This is a genomic window from Herbaspirillum sp. LeCh32-8, assembly GCF_017814915.1.
Classification (GTDB): domain Bacteria; phylum Pseudomonadota; class Gammaproteobacteria; order Burkholderiales; family Burkholderiaceae_D; genus Herbaspirillum.
In genome coordinates this window covers 17,952-41,492 of the sequence record NZ_JAGIPZ010000002.1, presented here as the reverse complement: position 1 = coordinate 41,492, position 23,541 = coordinate 17,952, and the positions used below count along the sequence as shown (strand labels likewise).

At 65.0% G+C, this 23,541-nt stretch carries 24 protein-coding genes; 8 read left to right on the top strand and 16 right to left on the bottom strand.

Translation table 11 applies throughout. From position 1 onward, the window contains the following. The first annotated feature begins 15 nt into the window (after positions 1-15). Together J8I26_RS05360 and J8I26_RS05355 are read left to right on the top strand one after the other, a co-directional pair. Positions 16-1,176 (top strand): cytochrome c, encoded by a 1,161-nt coding sequence (locus tag J8I26_RS05360; RefSeq protein ID WP_348635283.1) that lies wholly within the window; start codon positions 16-18, stop codon positions 1,174-1,176. 122 nt (positions 1,177-1,298) lie between these two features. Further along, a complete protein-coding gene (locus J8I26_RS05355; protein WP_209604903.1) occupies positions 1,299-2,195 on the top strand; it encodes an EamA family transporter in 897 nt (298 codons plus the stop codon). A 17-nt stretch (positions 2,196-2,212) separates the two neighbouring features. Here the strand turns inward: J8I26_RS05355 and J8I26_RS05350 are convergent, their stop codons facing one another. Beyond that, positions 2,213-2,446, bottom strand: a complete 234-nt coding sequence (locus J8I26_RS05350; protein WP_209604901.1) for a hypothetical protein — start codon at positions 2,444-2,446, stop codon at positions 2,213-2,215. Between the two features lie 170 nt (positions 2,447-2,616). On the opposite strand from J8I26_RS05350, the gene J8I26_RS05345 reads away from it, so the two are divergent. Together J8I26_RS05345 and J8I26_RS05340 are read left to right on the top strand one after the other, a co-directional pair. Continuing rightward, positions 2,617-2,976, top strand: coding sequence for a response regulator (locus tag J8I26_RS05345; protein ID WP_209604899.1), 360 nt, complete (start codon positions 2,617-2,619; stop codon positions 2,974-2,976). A 185-nt stretch (positions 2,977-3,161) separates the two neighbouring features. Beyond that, the gene (locus tag J8I26_RS05340; protein ID WP_209604897.1) at positions 3,162-3,548 is read left to right on the top strand and encodes a hypothetical protein; all 387 of its coding nucleotides are present in this window, start codon (positions 3,162-3,164) and stop codon (positions 3,546-3,548) included. 130 nt (positions 3,549-3,678) lie between these two features. Here J8I26_RS05340 and J8I26_RS05335 read toward each other — a convergent pair whose 3' ends face one another. From J8I26_RS05335 to J8I26_RS05310, 6 genes are all read right to left on the bottom strand, one after another. Further along, positions 3,679-6,237, bottom strand: coding sequence for a hypothetical protein (locus J8I26_RS05335; RefSeq protein ID WP_245200144.1), 2,559 nt, complete (start codon positions 6,235-6,237; stop codon positions 3,679-3,681). A 2-nt stretch (positions 6,238-6,239) separates the two neighbouring features. Then, positions 6,240-7,472 (bottom strand): DUF3142 domain-containing protein, encoded by a 1,233-nt coding sequence (locus J8I26_RS05330; protein WP_245200143.1) that lies wholly within the window; start codon positions 7,470-7,472, stop codon positions 6,240-6,242. A 228-nt stretch (positions 7,473-7,700) separates the two neighbouring features. Continuing rightward, positions 7,701-9,017, bottom strand: coding sequence for an MFS transporter (locus J8I26_RS05325; protein WP_209604893.1), 1,317 nt, complete (start codon positions 9,015-9,017; stop codon positions 7,701-7,703). Between the two features lie 13 nt (positions 9,018-9,030). Beyond that, a complete protein-coding gene (locus J8I26_RS05320) occupies positions 9,031-9,255 on the bottom strand; it encodes a hypothetical protein (protein ID WP_209604891.1) in 225 nt (74 codons plus the stop codon). A 224-nt stretch (positions 9,256-9,479) separates the two neighbouring features. Then, a complete protein-coding gene (locus tag J8I26_RS05315; RefSeq protein ID WP_209604889.1) occupies positions 9,480-10,190 on the bottom strand; it encodes a response regulator transcription factor in 711 nt (236 codons plus the stop codon). Positions 10,191-10,388: 198 nt separating this feature from the next. Next, entirely contained in the window at positions 10,389-10,811 is a 423-nt protein-coding gene (locus tag J8I26_RS05310; protein ID WP_245200142.1) for a response regulator, read from the bottom strand. A gap of 329 nt (positions 10,812-11,140) precedes the next feature. Here J8I26_RS05310 and J8I26_RS05305 point away from each other — a divergent pair, with 329 nt between their 5' ends. Beyond that, entirely contained in the window at positions 11,141-11,344 is a 204-nt protein-coding gene (locus J8I26_RS05305; RefSeq protein ID WP_209604888.1) for a hypothetical protein, read from the top strand. 89 nt (positions 11,345-11,433) lie between these two features. Here the strand turns inward: J8I26_RS05305 and J8I26_RS05300 are convergent, their stop codons facing one another. After that, positions 11,434-11,829, bottom strand: coding sequence for a response regulator (locus J8I26_RS05300; RefSeq protein ID WP_209604886.1), 396 nt, complete (start codon positions 11,827-11,829; stop codon positions 11,434-11,436). 2 nt (positions 11,830-11,831) lie between these two features. Continuing rightward, a complete protein-coding gene (locus J8I26_RS05295; RefSeq protein WP_209605783.1) occupies positions 11,832-13,319 on the bottom strand; it encodes an ATPase domain-containing protein in 1,488 nt (495 codons plus the stop codon). Positions 13,320-13,521: 202 nt separating this feature from the next. Here J8I26_RS05295 and J8I26_RS05290 point away from each other — a divergent pair, with 202 nt between their 5' ends. Further along, complete coding sequence (locus tag J8I26_RS05290; RefSeq protein ID WP_209604884.1) at positions 13,522-13,977, top strand: hypothetical protein; 456 nt, start codon at positions 13,522-13,524, stop codon at positions 13,975-13,977. A gap of 198 nt (positions 13,978-14,175) precedes the next feature. On the opposite strand, the gene J8I26_RS05285 is transcribed toward J8I26_RS05290, so the two are convergent. The 6 genes from J8I26_RS05285 to J8I26_RS05260 all read right to left on the bottom strand — a co-directional run bounded on the left by J8I26_RS05285 (position 14,176) and on the right by J8I26_RS05260 (position 21,218). Next, the gene (locus J8I26_RS05285) at positions 14,176-15,117 is read right to left on the bottom strand and encodes a dihydrodipicolinate synthase family protein (protein ID WP_209604882.1); all 942 of its coding nucleotides are present in this window, start codon (positions 15,115-15,117) and stop codon (positions 14,176-14,178) included. Positions 15,118-15,541: 424 nt separating this feature from the next. Next, positions 15,542-16,222, bottom strand: a complete 681-nt coding sequence (locus J8I26_RS05280) for a GntR family transcriptional regulator (protein ID WP_209604880.1) — start codon at positions 16,220-16,222, stop codon at positions 15,542-15,544. Between the two features lie 132 nt (positions 16,223-16,354). Further along, positions 16,355-17,377 carry an Ldh family oxidoreductase gene (locus J8I26_RS05275; RefSeq protein ID WP_209605781.1) on the bottom strand — a complete coding sequence of 341 codons (1,023 nt, stop codon included), beginning with the start codon at positions 17,375-17,377 and terminating at the stop codon, positions 16,355-16,357. Between the two features lie 94 nt (positions 17,378-17,471). After that, a complete protein-coding gene (gene abaF / locus J8I26_RS05270; protein WP_280868386.1) occupies positions 17,472-18,845 on the bottom strand; it encodes a fosfomycin efflux MFS transporter AbaF in 1,374 nt (457 codons plus the stop codon). A gap of 562 nt (positions 18,846-19,407) precedes the next feature. Then, the gene (locus J8I26_RS05265; RefSeq protein ID WP_209604879.1) at positions 19,408-20,364 is read right to left on the bottom strand and encodes a DMT family transporter; all 957 of its coding nucleotides are present in this window, start codon (positions 20,362-20,364) and stop codon (positions 19,408-19,410) included. Positions 20,365-20,690: 326 nt separating this feature from the next. Then, positions 20,691-21,218 (bottom strand): ABC transporter substrate-binding protein, encoded by a 528-nt coding sequence (locus J8I26_RS05260; RefSeq protein ID WP_209604878.1) that lies wholly within the window; start codon positions 21,216-21,218, stop codon positions 20,691-20,693. Between J8I26_RS05260 and J8I26_RS05255 the strand changes: the two genes are divergently transcribed. Beyond that, on the top strand, positions 21,205-21,861 hold the full coding sequence (locus J8I26_RS05255) for a hypothetical protein (RefSeq protein ID WP_209604877.1): 657 nt from the start codon (positions 21,205-21,207) through the stop codon (positions 21,859-21,861). The two genes, J8I26_RS05260 and J8I26_RS05255, sit on opposite strands and share 14 nt — an antisense overlap. Before the next feature lie 40 nt (positions 21,862-21,901). Here the strand turns inward: J8I26_RS05255 and J8I26_RS05250 are convergent, their stop codons facing one another. Then, entirely contained in the window at positions 21,902-22,567 is a 666-nt protein-coding gene (locus J8I26_RS05250; protein WP_245200141.1) for a TetR/AcrR family transcriptional regulator, read from the bottom strand. Between the two features lie 99 nt (positions 22,568-22,666). Between J8I26_RS05250 and J8I26_RS05245 the strand changes: the two genes are divergently transcribed. Then, on the top strand, positions 22,667-23,503 hold the full coding sequence (locus J8I26_RS05245; protein ID WP_209604876.1) for a metal-dependent hydrolase: 837 nt from the start codon (positions 22,667-22,669) through the stop codon (positions 23,501-23,503). The last annotated feature ends 38 nt before the right edge of the window (positions 23,504-23,541 follow it).

Sequence of the window (23,541 nt, the reverse complement as noted above, 5' to 3'; positions counted from 1 at the left end):
AGAAGCGGAGCGCTTGTGCTGCCTGAGATCGGCATCGACTGGGATGCCTGCATCAACCTGATGCTGCGCGCCATGCAGCTGCTGCAGCAAGGCGCGCTGCAGCTCTTCTCGCTGCTCGGCCTGAGCGCCGATGTCGACGGCCAGCCGGCCTGGCCGTTTGCGCTGCGCCTGTCAGGCGAGGTGATGCTGATCGACCGCAGCGTGGCGCGCGCGCTGCTGGCGGCGCTGGCCTATAGCGGCGCGGCCTTGCTGCTGGCGCTGCTGGCCCTGGCCTGGCGGCGGGGACGTGTACCGCTGCTGCTGGCCGCGGTCGCGCTGGCGCTGCTGACGCCCTGGCCGCAGGCCGACCTGCTGACTACGCAGGCCAGCCCGACGACTTTCCATACCTCTCCCACCGGTTTCTCGGCCGCCGCCATCGTGCGCGGCGAGCAGGTCTACCGCCAGCAGTGCATCGCCTGCCACGGCGCCGACGGCCGCGGCAACACGCCGTTGGCGCTGGCGCTGCCGGTGGCCCCGCCCAACCTGTCGAGCGGGCTGCTGTGGCGACGCTTCGACGGCGACGTCTACTGGAGCCTGCGGCACGGCCGCGGCGGCATGCCCGGCTTTGCCGACACCCTGAGCGTGGCCGACAGTTGGGCGCTGATCGATTACATGAAGGCCAACGCCGCCGGCGTGGGCATCACCGACACCGGCAGCTGGCCGCGCCCGGTGGCCTTGCCCGACCTGGCGTTGGCCTGCCGTCATTCAGGCGTGACGAGCACCGGCCAGTGGCGCGGCCAGCGCATCCGGCTGGTGGTAGGGCAGGCTGGACCGGCCGACAACGAGGACCCGCGCCTGCAAAGCGTGCTGCTGGGCGGCCGCGCCGGCGACGCTGTGGGCGCCATCGATTGCGCCAGCAACGACGCCGACGGCCTGCGCGCCATCGCCATCATTACCGGCGCCGGCGCGCAGGGGCTGGCCGGCGCCGAGCTCCTGGCCGACCGCGACGGCTGGCTGCGCGCGCGCAGCAACGGCGGCGCCTGGTCGCAGAGCGACATGCTGTGCCGCTCGCCACTGGCGTCCGGCCAGCCGACCGCCGCCGCCACACTCACCACGACGACGACCGGCATCGACCAGCTGATCGCGGCGATGGACGCCGATCCCGTGCGCTACATCAAGGGCGGCTTCGTACATTGAGCCCAGGCGCGCGCCGCGGCCTGCCCTGTGGGAAATTTACATGCGGCAACCGACAGCGGCTGCATCTGCTGGTATCGTGATGGCCCGAATAAAAAGGCGATCACGCCAGCCGCGCCGTTTCCATGAGCAGCCCCTCTTCCGACTCGCTTCAATCGCACCGTCCCGCCCTCGCGGCCTTCGCCTCCCTGCTGTGCAGCCAGACCGGCGCCGCCTTCGCCAAGACCATCTTCCCGCTGGTCGGCCCCGAGGGCATCGCCGCGCTGCGCGTGATCATGGCCACCCTGGTGCTGGGCGCGCTGCTGCGCCCGTGGACGCTCAAACCCACACGCGCCGACTGGGGCAACCTGCTGGTCTATGGCGTGATGATGGGCCTGATGAATATCCTGGTGTACCGCGCCTTCGCCTATATCCCGGTGGGCATTGCGATCTCGATCGAGGTGCTGGGTCCGCTGGGGGTTTCGCTGCTGGCGTCGCGCCGCCGCCTTGACCTGGTGTGGATCGCGTTGGCGCTTTGCGGGCTGGCGCTGCTGCCCATCGGCGCGCTGTCGGGCGGGCTGGATTGGCGCGGCGTCGCCTTCGCGCTGGCCTCCGGTGTGTGCTGGGGCATGTATGTGATGTTCGGCGGCCGCGTGGCCCATCTGGGCGGACGCGGCGTGACCGTGGGCATGGCGCTGGGCGCGCTGTTCCTGATTCCGCTGGGCGTGGCGCATGCCGGCGCCGCGTTGCTGCAGCCGTCGGCGTTGGTCGTCGGACTGGCCGCGGCGCTGTTGTCGAGCGCGCTGCCGTTCCTGCTGGATATCTATGCTTTGCGCAAGTTGCCCAAGAGCGCTTTCGGCATTCTGATGAGCGCCTCGCCGGCGGTGAGCGCGCTGGCCGGCTTGCTGATCCTGGGCGAGCGGCTGCAGGCGCTGCAATGGCTGGGCGTGCTCTGCATCATGGGGGCCTGCCTCGGTTGCGCGCTGGCGTCGATGCGCCCGGCGCTGCAGCACGCCGAGACCGTTCAGGCGGAGCGGGCTTGATCAAGCGTCGGGCCGGATCAGGCCGATAAGGCCGGCAAGCGTTCGTCGATCGCGCGTCGGGCCCAGGCCATGCCGGCCAGCTGCACCTCGGCGAAATCCTCATAGCATCCCTGCTTGTCGCGCCAGGTCGGCCAGGCGGGCTTCCACGCCGGCTTGACCTGGACGGCCAGATGCCAGCCGTCCAGCATCTCGATGCCGACAATGCGGATCTCGTGGTCGCGGTAAGGGCAGGTGTAGGTGCGGGATTGCATGGGCTTTCCGGGCAGAAAAGTTTCCCCTCAGTATAGTGCGGCGCAAAATAAGATCGATAGGCAGGGCGACAACTCTGCAGCCGCCGGGAAATAGGGAAATACCCGATGGCGTCGATGCTGTTGCAGGTTCAACATGTCTCCATCGATCACCTTTCATGAGGCAGACCAACATGAACAAGACCGCCCTGATTGCCGCATCCCGTCCCGACGAACGCCAGGCGCTGACCGAATGGCTGGCCATCAACGACGTCGATATCGAAACCGTGCCCAGCGGCCAGCGCGCCATCGAGCACATGACCCATGGCCGACCCGACATCGTGCTGGCGCAACTGTCGATGGATGACATGAGCGGCCTGCGCCTGGCGCATTACCTGAAGGCGCATGAAGGCTTCGCCGGCGTGCCTGTGATCCTGCTGTGCCGCGACGAGCGCGAGATGAGGCTGGTCGACGGCCAATGGCCGGCCTTCATCTTCGAGGCGCCGGTGAATCCAGCGCTGATTTCGGAACTGAAGCGCGAACTGGTCAACTGACTTCCAGCCATTGCGGCGCACAGGCGGGCTTCGGTCCGCCTTTTCCATTCCGGGATGAAATCTTTGCGCTGCGATGAAAACTTGCCGACCGTGCATGAAGAACACGGCAAGACGTTAGAATCGCTTTCTTCAAACGACACGCAAACGGCACCGCGATGCCGATATGCGCAGGGGGTCTCCAGACAATGAGCGTGGCCATCTTTCAGATCGGAGATGGATGCAAGTGGGTGCCGGATGGGAATGGCGGCTACGATGGCTGGGGCGTCGCCATCGGCGGGCAGATGTGGCGCAGCGATGGCGCAGGCGGGTTCCGTGGTTTCGGCTACGGGATACTGCGCCAGCACTGGCAGTCAGATGGCCGCGGCGGCTTCAACGGTTACGGCGCCGGCATACAGGGCGCGATGTGGCGTTGTGACAAGCGCGGCGCACTCAATGGCTTCGGCGGCGACATCCAGGGCAAGATCTGGCTTCCTGACGGCAACGGCGGCTTCAACGGCTTCGGCCCGGGCAACCGCGGCAATATGTGGCGGCTGCTGAAGGACGGCAGCTACGCCGGCTACGTGCGTTATTGAGGAAAATCTTCCGCCGCCCGTACCGATATCCTGAGGCCGGCCATCCTGCCTGCCTTCATCGGAAGCGCCCTGATCCGCGCCGCTCCACTTGTCCCCTCCGCATCTTCCCTGCTGTTCAACTTTCCTGTCGTTACCCGGCTGGTGTCTTGCGACGACGTTGCCGGGCGAATGCCGTCACGCCGACGGTCGAACCCAGCACCGCCGCCAGCAATACGGCGGCCGATGCGCTGCGGTGCGACGCCACCCAGCTGCGCGCGGCGCGCCAGGCCTGCCCATAGGGGAAGCGGGCGGCGGCGGCGAAGTCCGGTTCGACGCAGTTCTGGCCGAAGTCTGCCGCGAACGGCACGGCCGCGCCCTCCTTGACGTAACGACGGTAGAGCCGGCTCGCGCTTTGCGCGTCATAGAACACGAAGTTGACGCCCTGGCACAACGCCGCGGCGAAGGCTTGCGAACGCGGCGGCAAGTCGTCGGCCGCCTTCATGATGTAGTCGGCGGCGATGTCGCGATAGTGAAAGCGCTTGTAGGGCCTGGCTTCGCTGTCGGCGTAGCGCTTGCGCTCCTCGTCGGTGACGTAGGGGCCGGGCAGGTCGGCCAGGGCCCGCGCCTGCGGGGTGGCCGGACGCGACTTGCCGGTGGCGGCGACGGTGTAGCTCAACTCGTAGCGGGCCGGGCCGGCACCGTATTCGTAGTTGCCGTCATAGGTGCCGTAATCCGGCGCCTGTTCGTAGCCCATGATTTCCATCCCCTGCAGACGCGCGATCTGCGCTGCGCGATACCAGCCCTGGGCGCGCGTCGTCGCGCGCCAGGCGTGCCGCGCGCGATCCAGCGCCTGGCCGTATTCGCGGGCCTTGGCGCGCACGCGCCAGGAGACGCGGACTTCCTTGCCATTCTGGTCGTAGGTGCTGGTCACGAAGCGTTCGTCACGCTCGTCGGGGAAGTACGGCAAGGCTTCTTCCACTCTCCCCTCGCGTACCAGGCGGCGCGCCAGCAGCTGGCGCAGGCGGTCGTCCACCGTGACCGGCGACAGGCTCTGCGCCGCGTAGGTCAGCGATATGTTTCCCGTGTCCTTGCGCGCCGCGCGGATGACCGCGTCCGGCGCGGGCATGGGCGAGGCGCTCGCGTGGGTGTCGACGTAATGCTTGAGTTCGTCAACGGTCAGCACGCGCTCGGCCACGTAGGCCATGTCGTTGATGTAGCTGATGAAGGAGATCGAATAGGTGGCCCCGCCATCGCTGCGCACCGCTTGCCGCGCGGCCTGCGTGAACTGGTCCAGCGCCTCCACGTACTGCCCGCGCGACAGCGTCAGCACCCCTTGCGCGCCCATCAGCAGGGTGACGTTGGCCGGGTCCAGGCTGCCGTCGTTCCTGGGGAAGCCTTGCAGTGCACGCGCATAGGCCTGCGCCGCGCCCGCGCTGTCGCCGGCGCGCAGGGCCAGCTTGGCGCGCACCCACCAGGCCAGCGCGCTGTCCTGCCGCTGGGCCAACGCCTGCGCCAGCTCGTAGCGCCCGGTACGGTAGGCCAGCGCGGCAATGCGGTCGGCGCCGGCGATGTTCTCCATGCCGCGCCGCCTGAGCGCATCGACCAGGCTGACCAGCACCGGGTTGGGCTTGATCTTGCTGCCGGCGTCAGACGGTCCGCGCGCGGCGTCGGCATAGCCGGAGAAGCTGCTGGCGCCGGCGCCGCTGCTGGCGTCATAGGCGTAGACGCTCTGGTCGCTGTCGTCGACGATGTCGCCCATGCGCGCCAGCGCGTAGGCGACCAGCAGTCTTTGCGCGGGCGCGTCGTCCAGCAGCGGCGCGCTGCGGTCGGCGTCCTTCAGCGCCCAGTAGGCAATGCTGGAAAGCGAGGCGATGGCGTTGGCCGAGCCGCGCACGGCCTGCTCTGCGTACAGGCGGATGGCTTGCTTGAGCTCGCCGGGGGAGATCGCTGCGGCGCATTCCTGGTCGTTTTCGAAATCACTCCAGCCGCAGGACCGGCCGTCGGTCACCAGATGCAGTCGTGCTTCTTCGCCGTAGCTAGCCACGGCCAGTCCCAGCGGATCGGGAGCGCCGTCGACGGCGAGCTTGCGCGCCTGCCGGTAGCGATCGATGGCCTGGCGACGCAGGGCGTGCGCGTCCATGCCGGCGACGCCGACCTGGGTGGCGTGGATCTGCCCCAACATGTAGGCGGCCCACACGGCGCGCTCGGCGGCCTGCGCTTGCGGCAGCGCCAGCACTTGCTCGAAGCGCTGCTGCGCGCGCCGGTACAGGCTTGCCGATTGCGTCTGGCCGTCCGCGCGCGCGGCGCGGTAATCCTGGGCGGCCGCTGTGTAAAGGCGGATCGCCGGCGGCAGGCCATCGCCGGCGGCGTAGGCGGCGTCGCCATCGCTTTGGCCGCGCATGGCCTTGAGCCTGGCGAAGCCGGCCGCATCCAGCGCCCCCTTCTCGCGCATGCGCAGGGAGCCGGGGGCGTCCTCGGGCTGGCCTTCGTACATGCTGCCTTCATCGGCCTGCAACTGGTCTGCCGGAACCAGCAAGTGCGCGGCTTCCCAGGCGAAGGAATTGGCCGGCGTGTTCATCAGCGTGCCGGCGCGGTTGTCCAACAGCTGCAGCGGAAAATCGGGGCCGCAGGCCACCACGACGGCGGCCCCGGCGACGGCAAAACCGCCCAGGGCGGCGGCGATCTTGCGGGCTTTGGCGGAGGTGCGCATGCTCATGATCCTATTTGCAGGGTAGCGTCGCCGGCGGTGCCCTGGCAGCGCAGCCAGCCGACGTGGCGACGCGTGCCGGCGCGCAGCATGCCGGCCTGGGTCAGGCGCAGGTAGCGGCCGCGGGCGTCGCTCTCCATGGTGTAGCCGTTGATGCCGTCGCCGCCGCTGTCGCCGGCACAGCCGGTCTCGATGCGGATGCGTGTCGGCAGTGGTGCATCGGCGGCGCCTGCGTTGTCCAGCACGACCTCGCGCAGCGAGCCGTCGGCCTGGCCGGCGCCGGCGTCGGCGAAGCGCACTTCCAGTTTCTCCTGCAGCTGGCGACGCTCCAGCACGGCCAGCCAGGTCGACAGGCTCCAGGCGCGGCGATCGTCGCCGGTGGGCACGCGGAACCAGGCGATGCCGACCAGGCCGGGTGGCTGGCTGCGTTCGATGCCGGCCACGAAGCGCGCCAGCTGGCGCGGCTGCGCCACCAGCTCGCTGGCCACGCCTCCGGCCAAGGTCGGTCGTTCGCTCTCGACGGCGGCGATGCCGCCATTGCCGTCCCACACCACGCGCGAGCCGTAGGCCGGCAAGGCCACGTGCCAGGGCTGGCGGGTGCGCTTGGCGAATTGCTCCATCCAGACTCGCGCGCGTTCGGGGTCGAACAAACCCTGGCGCGGATCGAGCACGGCGTGAGCCTGCAGGGTGGCTTCATCGGCGGCGGCCAGCAGGCCGTCCAGGCGCGGGCTTTCCAGCCAGGTGGGCAAGGCGGTGACGGTCAGCGCGGTGGCCCCCAACTTTGGCTTCAGGCGCGCGAGGAAGGCGGTGTATTCAGGCAGCCGGGCGGTGGGACAGTCGTAGTCGATCTCCAGCGCGGCCGGCGCGATGCCGCTGCGACGCCAGGCCTCGACCTGCGCCAGGATGTGGGTCTCGATGGCGGCGGCGTCGAAGCGCGCCAGCTGGCCGTTGATGCGCACTGTCATCAGCAGCGGCTTGCCGGTGCCGGCCAGCAAGGCGGCGTCGGGCGCGACGTCGATCCAGCGGCCGGAGACGCCCAGCTCGGCCGCCAGCACATGCCAGCGCGCGACCTGCGGGTCGGAGGCGGTGAGCGCGGCGCGCAGCGCGGGCGTCCACTGGCGCTGCCAGACGTAGACATCCTGCGACAAGGCCGCGCGTGGAGCCGGTTCGCGCGAGCAGGCCGCCAGCATCAGCATGGCCAGCAACATGGAGGCGAACAGGAAAAGACGATGGCGCAAGCGACGCGGCAATGATGATTGCGGCGTCCGGAAAGACGGAAGGAGGATGGCGGGCGGCATGGCGGCGTCGGTGGCGCAGCGGGTGGGTGAACAGGTCACTGGAATTGGACGGCATTGTACGCGAGCCGGCCGCAGAAAAGCACAACGCCCGGAGCCGCATTGCGGTCTCCGGGCGTTGCCTGAAACTGAGCTGAAATCAGTGCTGGATCAGCACCGACCGAGGATCGCTCAGCCCTTGGCCTGGTAGCCCTTGCTGCTCATCGGAACGAAAGCCAGCAGCACGCCCAGGATGGACAGTGCGATCACGTAGTGCGCCGGGCCCTTGACGTCGGCCTTGATCCACAGCGAGATCAGCACCGGGGTCAGGCCGCCGAACACGGCATAGGCCATGTTGTAGGCGAAGGATAGTCCGGTGAAGCGCACCGGCGGCGGGAAGGCGCGGGTCGAGACGATCGGGGTCAGCGAGATGCTGCCCACGAACAGGCCCACCAGCGCGTAGCCCCACACCAGCGACTCCGGCGAGCCGGGCAGCTGGTTGTAGAACCAATAGGTCGACAGGCCCAGGCCGCCCCAGCCGATGATCATCGACGCGCGGGTGCCGATGCGGTCGCACAGCCAGCCGATGGTGAGGCAGCCGATGGTCAGCATCAGGGTGGCGGCGCAGTTGGCCTGCATCACCAGCTTGGCCGGCAGGTGATACACGGTCTGCAGGTAGGACGGCGTCATCAGGATCACCACCACGATGGCGCCCGACAGGCACCAGGTCATGCCGGCGGTCAGCACGCTGGCGCCTCGGTGTTCGCGCAGCACGGTCTTGAGAGGCAGCTCATTGGCTTGCGCGCGGCGCGCGGCCAGCTCGCGAAACACCGGGGTTTCTTCCAGGTAGCGACGCAGATAGACCGACACCAGGCCGAACACGCCGCCCAGGATGAAGGGAATGCGCCAGGCGAAGCCGGTGACTTCGGCGGGTTCGAACACGCTGTTGATGAAGATGCCCATCAGCGAACCCAGCAGGATGCCGCCGGTGATGCCGGCCGTCAGCGAGCCGACGCCGAAGGAGTAGCGATTGGCCGGCACGTGTTCGGCCACGAACACCCAGGCGCCCGGCATTTCGCCGCCGATCGCCGCGCCCTGCAGCGTGCGCATCAGCAACAGCAGGATGGGCGCGGCCACGCCGATGGAAGCGTAGGTCGGCAGCAGGCCGATCACCAGCGTAGGCACGGCCATCAGGAAGATGGACAGCGTGAACATGCGCTTGCGGCCGATGATGTCGCCGTAGTGGGCGATGATGATGCCGCCCACCGGGCGCGCCAGGTAACCGGCGGCGAAGATGCCGAAGGTCTGCAGCATGCGCAGCCATTCCGGCATGTCGGCCGGGAAGAATAGCTTGCCGACCACCGCCGCGAAGAACACGTAGATGACGAAGTCGTAGAACTCCAGCGTGCCGCCCAGGGCGGACAGGCTGAGCGTCTTGTAATCGGACGAAGTGAGGGGGCGATGCTGGGACTCGTTGAGCGCCCCGGTGAATTCAGCGGAAGTGGTCATGGTTCACACAATGTCAACAAAGCGGAAAAACCGTCCCCGCGCCGGCCGCGGCGAAGAATCGCAACGGGTGGACGCTGTGGGCCGGCAACCGGCTTCGGCTCTTTTTAAGCGGGTGGATCGCAAGCGGCTTGCTTGCGAAGGACAGATTCAGCGGGAAACGAGAAGCGAAGTTCTTCGATTCAGCGGAGAAACTGCAGACATGATACCCGAAAGCGGAAAAACTTTCGCGGCGCAGCATTTCTTGCCGCTTTTGTGCGCTCCTGCAGCATGCGACGCATATTGCATGCGGACAAAGCCTGGCAAGGCTTTCAGCTGCGGCGCAGCAGAGACAACAAGGCGAGCAGCAAGCCTGATATGCAACGAGCCGGATTCCCATCAGCGGGAATCCGGCTCGTTTTAATGCCGAATCAGGCTGTGCCAGGCATGCGATGTCGCAGCGCAGGCTTTTGCGAGTCGGCCGGTTCAGGCATCGAGCACGATGTCGACCGTGGTGCTCCGGCGCAACATCAGGAAACCTTCGCCATAGATGTTGCGGATCTGCATCGGCGCGTCTTCCAGCGAGCGCAATTTCTGCCGTACGCGATAGATCAGCGCGTCGATGCGGTGGGCGTCGTACTCTTCGGCGCCTGACTTGAGCAGGTCGAACAGCTGGCTGTGCGAGACTGGATAATTGGGGCTTTGCAACAATGCGGCCAGCGCGGTGCTTTCCTTGTCGGTGAACTGCAGAGCCACGCTGCCGTTGCTGGAGAGCCGGCCCGACTTGCGGTTGAAGCTCCACTTTTCGGATTGCGGCGAGCTGGCGTGCGGCGCGGTCTTCATGCGGCGCGCCAGCGCAGTCAGCGTGGCGGAGACTTCTTCCAGCCTGACCGGCTTGACCAGGTGATAATCGGCGCCGTCGCTCATGCTGCGCACGCGGTCTTCGATGCGGGTGGTGGCGGTCAGCACAACGATGCCCATCGACGGGAAGTGCTGGCGAATGGAAGCCAGCTCAGGCAGCAGGCTGGCGTCGGGCAGGCCGGCGTCGGCAATCAGGATATCCGGCTGGCGACCCTTCAGTATCTCGAGCGCTTCCGTCAACGCCGAGCAGCTGGACGCTTCGTAGCCCAAATCTCCGACATGGCCTGCGAGCATGTTGCGCCAGTCGATCTCGCTTTCAACGATCAATACTTTCATTACTTTCGCGATCCGGACGAACCTGTTTTTATGACTGCAGGAGCATCGCCGCCGCACCCTCTCGGATGCGCATCCGGGCCCACCCCACGGGCGCGGAGATGCTTTCCATAATCACAACGTTATACAGAAAATATCTGTCGATAAAATCATAAAAACTCGCAGATATTTCACCCCTGAAAAACTCGATGCCGCCTCTGTTCAGCGCAACAAGTGCTCAACCGTGGTCAGCAGATGGTCAACAGAACACGGTTTGAGCAAGAAGGCCGAAATTTCCGGAAAATAAGCGCTGGCTGACGGCAGATTGGCGCTGATCAATGCAACCGGGATGTGCCCGTAGCGATCGTGCGACTTGATGTAACGCGCCAGTTCGATGCCATCCATCTGCGGCATGCTCATGTCGGTCAGCACCACATTGGGCACCTGCGACTGCATGCGTTCGATGGCCTCGATGCCGTTGGCCGCGGCGATGACAGACAGGCCGCTGTTTTCCAGGATTTCGCACAACATTTCGCGCGAATCCTGATGGTCCTCCACCACCAGCACCGTTTTGCTGACTCCCCCCATCACTGCTCTCCTTCCCTCTTCCTCATCCCCGCCCGCGTAGGCCTGGCGGTATTCCATGTGAGCGATAGTGATGTTTCGCCGCGATTCGCGGTATCAGGAAATTCCTGATAAAAAAGACAACATTTCAATATTAACAACAAAATGTATCGACGCAAGCGCGATGACGCCCCGGAACAGCCCCTGCAGCGTCGGGAGCCGCCGCCGGCCGGCCCTTGCGCCGTGGTGCGCTTTTGCCACACCTGCCGGGCGCGTGTTGCGCCGACAGCGACGACAGCGGCTTCCTACACGCGCATGCTCGCTGCGCCGATGGCGCGCGACAGGGCGCGTGCCCCACCATGTGCTTCGCTCGCCGCACAGCGCCGGCGGCACGCCACCTTGAGGAATTCATGAACACAGCCAAACCCGGCAGCGTCGCGCTGCACTTCTCCACCTGCCTGCCCTTCCCGCTGCACCCATGCGCGGTGCCGGCCTCGCGTGCAGGCGCAGGCATCGCGCGGCGGCGCAAGGAACGCAGTGGGGAACAGGAGCGCAAGAAGCAGAGCCGCTACCGCTGGCAGGGCTACTATTGCCCGGGCCGGGCCGACGCCTGATCAGGCGAAATCGGGAACGGCGCGCGCACAGCCGCCGCGGCCCGCGCACAAAGGCAGGCCGGCAAAAGGAAATACGGGGAAAGTAAAACTCAGGAAGATTTGGGCAGCAGGCGCTGCACCTCGTCCAGCAAGCGCTCGAAAAAGACCGGCTTGCGCAGGAACAGGTTGTGGCTGGACAGGGACAGGTCGTGCAGCTCCGGCGCGCCGCTGCACAGGATCACCGGCAAGGTCTCGCCGCCCGGCAACTTGCGCAGCGCGGCGCAGAACTCCAGGCCGTTCATCACCGGCATCATGCAATCCGAAATCACCAAGTCGGGCAAGGCCAGCGTCGCCTTGGCCAGACCGTCGGCGCCATGGCTGGCGACCACCACGGCAAAGCCGTGCAGCTCGAACAGCATGGCATAGGTGTCCGTGATGTCGACCTCGTCGTCGACGATCATGATCACGGGCAACACCGTGGTCGGAGAGGCTGGAACGATGGACATGTTCAGCGTCCGTCCAACACCGAGCGCCCGGTGGAAATGGCCAGGCCGTCGATCTCGATGCCGGCGTCGGAAATATTCATCAGCCGGTTGGCGCCGTCGTAACCGTTCTCGCGCAGTTTCATCACCGAAATCTGGCGGCGGTTGATTTCATGCTGGGCGATGTACTCCAGCAGCATCACGTTTTCATACAGCTGCGACGAACTGGGATCGACCTGCGGGCGCGATTCGCGGAAGTACGGCAACTGCTCGGTGATGAAGGTGGTCACGCCGCGCGCGCGCAAATCGTTGGTCAGCGCCACTAGGAACGGCCGCACGCGCTGCGACTGCACCACAATGCTGCGCAGGCCGTCGACGCCGTCGATCAGCAGGCGCGTCACGCCGCGGCGGGCGATGTTGTCCAGCATGCGCTTGGCGAGGTCGTCGCACAGCATTTCCAGCGGCAGTTGCCAGATCATCTCCAGCGCGCCGCTGTCCATGTGGCCGTCGAGCTGCATGCCGGCCTTGCGCGCCTTGGCCAGCAAGCGCTCGGGCGATTCATAGAAGCCCACGATCAGGCATTGTTGCCCATCCTTCAGGCCTTGCTCGATGAAATGCAGACCCATCAGGGTCTTGCCCACGCCGGGGCTGCCCAGCAGGCAGGTGATGGAGCCGCTCACCACGCCGCCGCCGATGCACTTGTCCCAGGACGGAATACCGACGCTGACATAGCGATCAGACGTGCCCGGCACCTTGCCGAAGCGGCTGGCGATGGCCTCGAAGCGCGGGAAGATTTCCAGCCCGCTGCGGTTGATCTCGAACACGTGCTTGCCCAGCAGATGGTCGGCGCCGCGCACCTTGAACACCTTGATCTCACGCACCAGCTGCATGCCCTGCTCGTACTGGCTCAGCTCGATGACGCCATCGACCAGCGTGTTCTCCGACTCAGGCATGTTGCCCTCCACCGGCGACAGCAGCAGCGTGGTGCAATTCATGGTGAACACCAGCGAGTTCAGCGAATGCATGAACTCCGACAGGTTCAGGTCGGACGGCCCGGAATCGCGCACCGAGCGGAAACCGTCGATGATCAGCATGCTCGGGCGATGGCGGTTCAGCTCCGCAGTGATCAGCTTCAACAGGCCGCGCAGTCCCTCACTGGCGAGGCTGGCATAGCCGCTCAGCATCTGCATCTGGCTGCCCAGCAGCTGATCTTCGAAGAAGTCGAAATTGCTCACGTGATTGAGCATCTTGGCGTGCGACTCGGCGATCAGCGTCAGCAACATCACATTCTTGCCCGCACGCGCCTGCAGGAAACCGATCTGGCATGCCAGCGTGGTCTTGCCGCTGCCGGCCAGGCCTTGGATCAGGTACAGGCTGCCCGCGGGAAGGCCGCCGCCCAGGATCTCGTCGAAACCGGCAATGCCCGTGCGCAGCAACGGAATGCGGTTGGTCTTCCCTGCCCTGTCGTCGTTCGGTTGCACAGTCTGATGATCTCTCGGCTGATGGTCGCTCATGGGGATGGTGGTGGCCTTGGAATTATTTTGCGAAAGTGGCAATTGTCATGCGCATTATACTTTCGCCCACGATGTGAGTAAGGCGTCCGCAAGTGAGGAAAGTTGCATCTGCGCATGAAGATAATCATCAAGTTCTGCCCGCGCGCGCCGTAGTAGGAACAGCGCCCGCCATCCCGCCATCGACGACCACAGCACAAGACTCATGCCCATCACGGCTTACTCTCCGACCACGGGCGGCTCAGGCCCGGCAGCGGCAAGCGCGCCGGCCGACGCCGCACCCGCCGCTGCGCAGCCGCGCGCAAATCCGGCAGCGTCGAGCGTGGTCAAGCTCTCGGCGCAAGGCGTCGCACTTGCCGTATCGACAAGCAAGGAAGCCGCGCTACCCCTGCCCGATCTCGATGCTATCGCACAGATCGATCAGGCGCTGGCCGGGGTGCCGGATCAAGGTCCTGTCGAGAGGCGAGCCCAGGCTCAGTTGAATCGGGAAAAGGACAAGCTCGGCAAGAAGTTCTCCCTGCTTGACGTGGACGCCTTGCGGCTCGTGCGCGACAAGATGCGCGCCCAGCTCCAGCAGCGCGCAGCCCCCACCGACGAACAGCAAAAGGCTGACGAGGCCGCCTACCAGCAGCGACTGAAAGACAGCCAGCCGCTGAGCTGAGCGCATCGGCGCTTCATCGCCCTCCCTTTCAGGCCGCACCGGCCGCACAGCCTGCCCGCCGGAGTCAGATGGCCGCAGGCGTGCCCTTTCGCGTACGCCATTGCGCCTTGCGTCGAATGAAAAAAAACGAAGCGGCCCGGATACAGGCCGCTTCGCTCAACACTACCTGGCATCAACAAGATGCGGTGCTGCCGCGCATCAGCTGAAGGACTTGCTCCAGTTTGCGTACCAGTTGCGGAACAGCGTGTACTGGGTCTCGGCGTAACCGCGCTGGGCGTCGCTCAGCACGTCGGTTTCGTTGAAGTGCAGCGAGTATTCCTTGTCGCCGTTCAGCACCATCAGGTACTTGTAGAACAGCACCAGATCGCAGCCTTCGTCGAAGGAAGACAGCACCGCCAGCGCGGCTTCCAGCTCCTTGGCGCGGGCCCGGGCAACGGCGTCGCCCTTGGCGGCCTTGCTGCACAGGTCGACCAGTTGCAGCACTTCGCGCGGCAGAGCATTGCCGATGCCGGTGATGGCGCCGGCGGCGCCGCAATTGACGAAGCCGTGGAACACCTGGGTATCCACACCCGCCATCAGGATCACGTCGTCATCTTGCGAGGTAATGTTTTCCGCGGCATAGCGCATGTCTGCCGCACCGCCGAACTCCTTGAAGCCGATCAGGTTCGGGAACTGGGCGCGCAGCGCGAAGAACAGGTCGGCGCGCGTGGCGAAACCGTAGTACGGGCTGTTGTAAATCACGGCCGGCAGATTCGGGGCGGCCTTCAGGATCGCGGCGAAGTGCGCCTTCTGCGCCGCCACGGAGGCGCCGCGCGACAACACGCGCGGAATGACCATCAGGCCGTGGGCGCCGACCTTTGCCGCATGAGCGGCGTGGGACACGGCTTCCCGGGAGTTCACGGCGCCGGTGCCGACGATGGTCGGCACGCCGGCGGCCACCAGGCGCGCGACGCCTTCCTGGCGCTGCGCTTCGGTCAGCAGCGGCCAGTCGCCCATCGAACCGCAATACACCACCGCGCGCATGCCGAGCGCCACCAGCTCCCGGCCCTTCTTTACCAGCGCGTCGAAGTCCGGCTGACGGTCAGCCGTGCAAGGGGTCATCAAGGCGGGGATGGTGCCGGTAAAGATGCTGTCGCTCATTTCGTTTCCTCGTTCAATCAAATTGGATAGTTCCACGGCGCGCGGCCGAGGCCGCAAATACCGCAGGAAGGGTTATCGCCAGCCAGGCGCGGCCCGGCTGAAGTTCGCGTTTGTCGGCCCCGTTTTCAGGAGCGCTTTCTAGCGTTGACGAGCCGTTGGCGTCGACGAATCGATTCTATCCAAATTGGATAGAATATACAATATAAAATAATGAAACCGGGCAGAAGCGGCTTTGCGGGCATCGCGACCCAAAGAAGGTGGAAATCAGTCGAAAACTGTCATGCGGCGCGGCCTTACCGCGCAACGCAGATAGGCCGCAGCCGGGCGCGCAAATCCCTGCGGCAGCCAAATGCGTTTGGCTGCCGCAGGGATAAGGCGTATGTGGTGTGGAGAATGATCAGGCCCGGGCAGGCCGGACAAGACGTCAGCGCGGCTGGCGGCGCTCGCGCAGGAAGGCCTTCAATTCATCGCAGGCGTGCTCGATGTGGCGCTTGAGCAAAGCGGCGGCGCCGCGGGTGTCGCCCTTGCGGCACAGTGCCACGAGCTCGCCGTGCTCGGATTCTGCAACGTCGCGTGCCGCCTCGGACAGAGAAAGCTGCATGCGGGTGTAGCGGTCGGTATGCTGCAACAGCGAGGCCACGATGGCCGACGTCTTCGGTTGCTCGGCGCGGGACAGCAGCAGCTGGTGCAGCTCCGTGTTCAGCTCGCCCCAGCGCCCTTCCTGGCTGGCGTGGAGGACCACGCTGTACTCGGCCAGGATGGCATCCAGCTTCGCAAAGTCATCTTCCGTCAACCGGGGGATGGACTTCTTCAGCAGGACAGGCTCCAGCAGCGCACGCAGTTCAAAGAGCTCGGTGATGTCTTCCGGCGACAGCTCGGACACCACGGCGCCCTTGTGCGGCAGGATCTTGACCAGTCCCTCGCTTTCCAGTTGCAGCAGCGCCTCTCGGAAAGGAATGCGGCTGATGCCCATCTCCGTTGCGAGCGACTCCTGCCGCAGCTGATAGCCCTCTTCATATTCCCCGGTAAGAATGCGACGGCGCAATTCATTTGCGGCAGCCTCGGCGCGCGTTGCGAATCCAAGAGCGGGACGTTTTTCGTTCATAGTCGGGCGTTAGCTGAAAGACCTGTCAACGTTGTTGAGTTGACAGTGGATATTGCATATTTTCTACAATGTTAGCAGAAACCCCAGGCGCGACATGCCTTTGCCGACGGCGATTCCCTCTTGCTGACCGGCTCAGCGTGCACTGAGCGCCAGGATGTCTGCGTAAAGCGCCGCCGGGACGACAACGCCATGCGCTTCGCTCCGTTCTCGCGCCTCGAAACGGCGTTGCGAAGGCAAGCGCGCACCTTGCGCGCCGATGCTCCCGAACATCGCCTCGGCCCTGTCGGCGCCCGCGGCCGCGCCGACGCCGCCTAACAGCTGCGGACTGAATGCCAGCAGCAGCTCACCATGACATGGCGTGACCTTCGCGCCGTCGTCAAACCGGTAGGAGTCGGCGCTCAGCATGTCCCCGATCAACGCCCCGCCCATGAGTTCAATCATGGCCGACAGGGCCGAGCCCTTGTGGCCGCCGAAGGTCAGCATGGTGCCGGCGAGCGCCGCTTCTGCATCTTCAGTGGGGTTACCTTGGGCATCAAGCGCCCAGCCCGGCGGAATCTTCTTGCCCGCACGGCGATGCAGCTCGATCTCACCGCGCGCGGTCGCGCTGGTGGCAAAGTCGAATACATAAGGATGTCTCCCCGGCCGCGGCCACGCAAAGGCGATCGGATTGGTCCCGTAGACCGGCTTCGTGCCGCCGGCAGGCGCCACCCAGCTATGGCTGGGCGTCATCGCCAGGCCGACCAGTCCCGCGCCGGCAATGCGCTCGACCTCAGGCCACAGCGCGGAGAAGTGATAGCAGTTGTTGACCGCCAGGGCGGCAATGCCGATCACCTGCGCCTTGTTGATCAGGCTGCCGACACCGCGGTCGAAGGCCAGCTGCGAGAAGCCGAACTTGGCGTCCACCCGGGTGATGGCAGGCGAAACCTCCTCCACCTCGGGGACCGCATCGAGCGCCACCTTTCCCCGCCTCATGGCGTCGACGCAGCTGATCAGGCGATATAGACCGTGAGAATGGCATTCGTCGCGCTGGCCGGCGGTGATCACCCGCGCGATCGATTCGGCATGCGCCAGGGCCAATCCATGGCAAGTCAGCGTGTCCACGCTCAGTTGAAAGACTTCAGCGAGAGACAGCTGTACGGTTCCGTTGCTCACCAGAGTTCCTTTTAAGAGGGCAGCGGCAGCAGCGCTGCGCTATAAAGAAAAGCCACCCCAACCGGGGTGGCTTCACGCCGCGTCAAAGACGAAGCGTTTAGTGCTTCACGCGGCGGCTGGCTTCGGCGTCCACATCCCGCAGGGATTTCCCGCGTGTTTCCTTGGCCAGGCTGACGCAGACAATCGAAATGAGCGCTGCGACCACCAGGTAGATGGCAATGGGCGTCGACGAGTGATAGCGCTCAAGCAGCGACAAGCCGATGAGCGGCGCCAGCGAACCGGCCATCAGCGGCGCCACCTGGTAGCACAGCGACAGCGCGGTGTATCGCACGTTGGTCGGGAACATCTCGGTCATCAGCGCCGAGTACGGTGAGTAGGTCATCGATTCGATGAACAAGCCCAGCACGATGGCCGCCATGATGATCCAGTCGTTACCCGTGTCCATCATCGGGAAGGCCACGAAACCCCAGCCTGCGGTCAGCACCGCGCCGGTGAGATAGACCGGCTTGCGGCCGATGATGTCCGACATCAATCCCATCAGGGGAATGAAGAAGAAGTGAATCAGGTTCGCCGCGAACATCAACTTCAGGATGCGCGTGGTATCCGCGCCCACTACCAGCTTCAGGTACGTCAGGGAGAACGTGACCACCATGTAGTACAGGATGTTCTCCGCGAAGCGGGCGCCGATGCCGATGATCACCTGGCGCCAGTGGTACTTCAGCACATGGGTCACGCCCAGCTGCTTTTCTTTCTTCTGTTCGCGACGCGCCTGCGCTTCCTTGAAGATGGGAGCATCGTCAACCTTGCGGCGAATCCAGAAGCCGATCAGAACCACCACCGCCGAGAACCAGAAAGCGACGCGCCAGCCCCAACCCAGGAAGTCCGCTTCCGACAGCGTGCTGGAGAGTGCCAGCAGGATCAGGGTCGCCACCAGGTTGCCCAGCGGAACGCCGGCTTGCGGCCAACTTGCCCAATAGCCTCGACGGTTATCCGGGCTGTGCTCGCTCACCAGGAGGATGGCCCCGCCCCATTCTCCGCCGAAGGCAAAACCCTGGATCAGGCGCAGCGTCACCAGCAAACCGGGCGCCCAGTAACCGATGGCATCGAAGGTGGGCAAGCATCCCATCAGGAAGGTGGTGATGCCGACCACCACGAGGCTGATCTGCAACAGATGCTTGCGACCGAACTTGTCGCCGTAGTAGCCGAACACCAATCCCCCGATCGGACGTGCGGCAAAGCCCACGGCATACAAGGCGAAGGCCGCGAGCAATCCGTCGATAGGATTGCCCGTCTTTTTAAAGAAGTGGGTGCCGAAGACCAGCGCCGACGCCGTCCCATAAAGGAAGAACTCGTACCATTCGGCGACCGACCCCACCATGGACGCCGCGACGACGCGCTTTAATTCGCTGCCGGCTCCTGCTGCTTTCGCCTCGCCCCCGGGCGCAGCGACATCCCCATACTGACTCGTCATTGCTATCTCCTTGAATTTTGATATTGAGCATCTAAGCTGGTCGCCAGTGTATGACGTCGACAAAGAATATACAATATCCAATACACAATCTACAAAAGGACTTTCGAGGCAAGCAATTTCGGTGCCAGTGGCCGGATGATTTATTGCGGCGGGGAAAGTATCAATGTCGTCCCGAGGAATTCCGTGACCGTGCATCGGAAACAGGAGCGCTTAGATCGGGGATATCTCAGGAAGTCCACTCGCGGCGGGCACGTGCGCATCGCTCCAGGCCACGGCGGCGATGGCGCGGTCGCGTGTGCCGGTCATGGGCGACGAGGCTCGGATGCTGCATTAGCTTGTCATCGCCGGCCGCATCCATCAACGGTAGCGAGTACGTCAAGAACAGTTGGAGTCCGCCTGAAACCTTACCGACTCGGTGCGCAAGCGGGATATTGGCGCAAGGCCTCACTCAAATTGTGCAGCGGCGAAGGCGCTGGGCGAGATGCGGGTGAAACGCATCTCGCGCAAAGGCGACGCAGTGAAGGAGGAAGAAGAAAGTGCGCGGGCGAGAAGAAAAAACCGCTCAGCCCTTGGCCGCCAGGCGGCGCATGCCCAGGGCAGGCAGGGCTGGCAGCACCAGGCCCAGGCACAGCAGGCCCATGCCCAGCAGCAGGTCGGCCGAGAGCGTCTCGCCGAACACCAGCGAAGACAGCGTCAGGCCCACCACCGGCACGCCCAGCATGCACACCGACACCGTCACCGGCGACAGGCGCTGGGTCATTTGCAGCACGATCAGGAAGGTCAGCGCGGTGGCCAGCGGGCCGGTATAGGCAATCACATACCAGGAATGGCTCTGCGCCAGGAACAGCGGCGCGCCGTCGACGATGAACGCCAACAGGCACAGCGGCACGGCGGCCACCAGGGTCTGCCAGGGCAGCAGGTCGAAATCCAGCTTTACAGAGGGCGTGAGCTTGATCTGCAGGATATTCATGGCCCACGAGAGCGAGGCGACACCCAGCATCAGGTAGCCGATCATGCTGTGCAGGTCGGCGTGGATCAGCGCCGGCAGCACGATCACGGCCATGCCTGCATAACTGCACACGGTGGCCAGCGACTGCTGGGGGCTCAGCTTCTGCTTCAGCACCAGCGCCGCGCCGGGCACCACCCAGATCGAGGTGGCGTAGGCGATCAGCGAGGCGCGCCCCGGCATCACGAAGTGCAGCGCGCCGGTCACCAGCGCCGTGAACAAACCCATCTGCAGCACGCCCACGCCGATCACGATGGGCCACTCGGCGCGGGTGGGCAGGCGCAGCTTGCCGATGGCGAACGCAATGATGAAGCTCAGGATGGCAGCCGACAGGAAGCGGCTGGCCGCGAACCACAGCGGCGGAATGTACTGGCTGCCGAACTTCATCACCGGCCAGTTGCCGCCCCAGATGCAAATGGCCACCACCACGCAGACCAGGAACAGGCGGCTCAAGGGTTTCTGCGCCGAGGCTGGTTTGGGGGTGGCGCGGCTGGCCGCGTTGGCGATCGACATCTGGGGCTCCAAGGGTTGAACACGGAGCGTCGCAGGCGCAGGGTCGAGCTAAGGTCGGACCAAGATAAAGACCGGCATCGAGCCCGACAGACGCATGCTGCGGCGCATCCAAAACGACCTCAATGGTAGAGAAGGGGCGGCAAATAGTGCTGCCGTATTTCCTGTGCAGCAACGGGGCCGACAGCACTTTTTGCCGTAAAAACTGATTTTTCAGATTTATTATTTTTTCAAACCAAATTGGAGCAGCACATGACACCTGCTGGTGCAAGATCCGGCCGCGCGCCGCCGTGGCGCATCGCCCCCGGCCGCACCGCAACGTCGCGGGGCTATCTCAGCATCCAGTCATTGATGTTCAGGCGGTGCGGGATGACCCCGCGCTCGAACAGGCTATCGGCGATCTGCTGCTGATTCTCCAGCGCCTGTGCGCTGATCGGATAAAACGTCGGGCTGCTGCGCAGCACGGTGGTCACCATCGCCTTGCGCGACACGCCCAGGTAGGGCGAAAAATGCGTGGCCACCTGATCGGGATTGTTCTTGATCCACGCACCGTTTTTGTTGAACTCGTCGATGATGAGCCGGATGACGGCGGCATGCTTTTGCGCAAAAACGCGCGTGGCCATCAGGAAGTAGTAGTTGTTGATGACGCCCCGGCTCGGCGCCAGCAGGCGCGAGGTCAGCTGGGATTCAGCCTGGGCGAACCACGGGTCCCACATGCCCCAGGCGTCCACGTCGCCGCGCCTGAATGCGGCATAGGCCTCGACCGGCGTCATATTGACCAGGGTGACGTCGCTCAGGCGCATGCGCCACTTCTTGAGCAAGGCCACGATCAGCCAGTGGACGTTGGAGCCGAACACCAATGCGATCTTCTTTTCCGAGCAGGTCGGGAACGTCGTGGACCCTGGAAAATTTTTGCACCAGGATACCAACCGCCTCAGGGTTGGGCTGCTGGTAAGCCACATAGACGAAGGGCGTGGCATTGGCCTGCGCGAATACCGCCGGGCATTCGCTGACCATGGTGAAATCCACTTCACCGTTCTTGAACCCCGCCATCACCTGCGGGCCGGCGGCGTACCAGCGCCATTGCGCCGCGATCCCGTTCGCTTCCAGGATGCCGCGGTCATGCATCACATTCAGCGGCGACATCGCTTTTTGTATGCCGATGCGCACCGACACGCCCGCCTGCGCCATCGGCAGATGCGGCAGCAATCCCACGCATGCACCGGCCGACAGGCCGTGCAGCACACCGCGCCGGCCCTGCTCAAAGAAACCGCTCATTACTTCGCCAATCCCGTCCCCCTCCCTCGCGTTGCCTGCGCAACAGAAGGCTGGACCGCACGGCAGCACTCTTGGCGGAGCGTCTTCGATGACTGCGCGGTATCGGAAGATGCCGTTGCCGGCGCTCTTCTCGCCCCGCTTTGCGGGGCAGGCTTACCAGCGGATTATTGGCGCTGCGCGGGGATCGTGCCGCCTGAAGCAGGGACGGATTTTCTCGGCTAATCCGCGTTATGCCGCCCGGCCCGCCGCGTGCAGGCCGGCCTCATGCTGCACCTGCACAGCCATCCTGGCGCAACATGCCCCAGGCCAGGCGCACCAGTTCGTCCTCGAAGCGCCGCGTGCCCAGCAAGGGTGACTCTTCCAGTGACGCGCTGCGGATCACGCCCATCACCGCCCGCGTCAGCACGAACACGCCCGCCGCATCCGGCGCGCGCAGCCCGGGTGACTCCACCTGCGCCAGCGCGATGGCGATGTTCTCGGCGCCCTCGCGCATGGCCTGCATGATGTTCTCGTGATGATCCATGCGCCAGGCCAGCCGGATCATCGAGCGCTTGAATGCGCCGCCCGCGCCGAACGATTCGATCAGCATGCGGATGCGCTGGCGGATGATTTCCTCAGGCGTCGCGCCTTGCGCCACCGCCTTCGCCAACGCCGCCTGCATCTCGTCCATCACCTTGCGTCGCCCGCGGTGGATCAGCGCCAGCAGGATCGCCTCCTTGGTCGGGAAGTACTGGTACAAGGTGCCGATGGAAAAACCGGCGCGCTCGGCGATCTTGTTGGTAGTAAGCTGGGCCTCGCCCTGCTCGTCGACGATCTGAGCGGTGGCGTCGAAAATGGTCTCGATGGTGCGCTGCGCGCGATCCTGCACCGGCTGCTTGCGCATGGCCTGCGCGGCCGGCGGCGTTTTTTTCCTGGGTGCAAGCGCCATGATGAAAAACTGAGCCCTAAACGAGTTGTGGCGTTTTCGCCAAAACTGAATAATGCTCATATTCGATCGCCGCAACAAGAACCTGCCTGAGCCACACACATGAACTTCGCCATCATCGACCTGCCGATACGCAAGCTCGCCGTCGACCTCGCCTCGGGATTCAGCCGCCATTGGCATGGCGGCGACGCCTATCGCAGCATGTACTTCAACGCGCTGTCGATGAGCTTCCCGGTGGGTGAGCAATTCTTCATCGACTCGGTGCGCGCCGGCGCCGCCACATTGCCGCAGGATGAGCGCCATGCGCCGCTGCAGGCGATGGTGGCCCAGTTCGTCGGCCAGGAAGCCACGCACCGTCACCTGCACAGCCTGTACAACCGGCATCTGGAAACGCACAACCTGCGCAACCGCTGGCAAGGCTGGGCACAGCGACGCGTGAACTGGAGCAGGCGCTTCGGCCTGTCACCGCGCAACGTGGTGGCAGTGACCGCCGCTTACGAACATCTCACCGCCGTCTTCGCCGATACCCTGCTGCGCCATGACCTGATGCAGGGCGCCGAGGAGCAAATGCAAACGCTGTGGCGCTGGCACGCCGCCGAGGAAACCGAACACAAGGCGGTGGCCTTCGAGCTATATCGCGCCATGGGCGGCGGCGCGCTGCGGCGCATCGCCTGGTACTGCTACGTGTTCTGCATCTTCTCGCTGGAGAGCAATGTGCAGACCCTGCTCAACCTCAAGCGCGACGGCAGCCTGCTGCGCCGCTCCACCTGGGGTTCGGCGCTGGCGTTCTGGTTCGGCCGCACGGGACAACTGCGGCTGTGCGCGCGAGCACTGATGGCCTACCTGCGCCCCACCTTCCACCCCGACGACGACGACAACCGCGCTGCAGCCGCGCAATGGCTGGAAGACAACCACGCGCGCTGGACCCGCATGAAATAAATGCAAGCACGCCGCCTCGCCCTCGCGCTACCATCGCC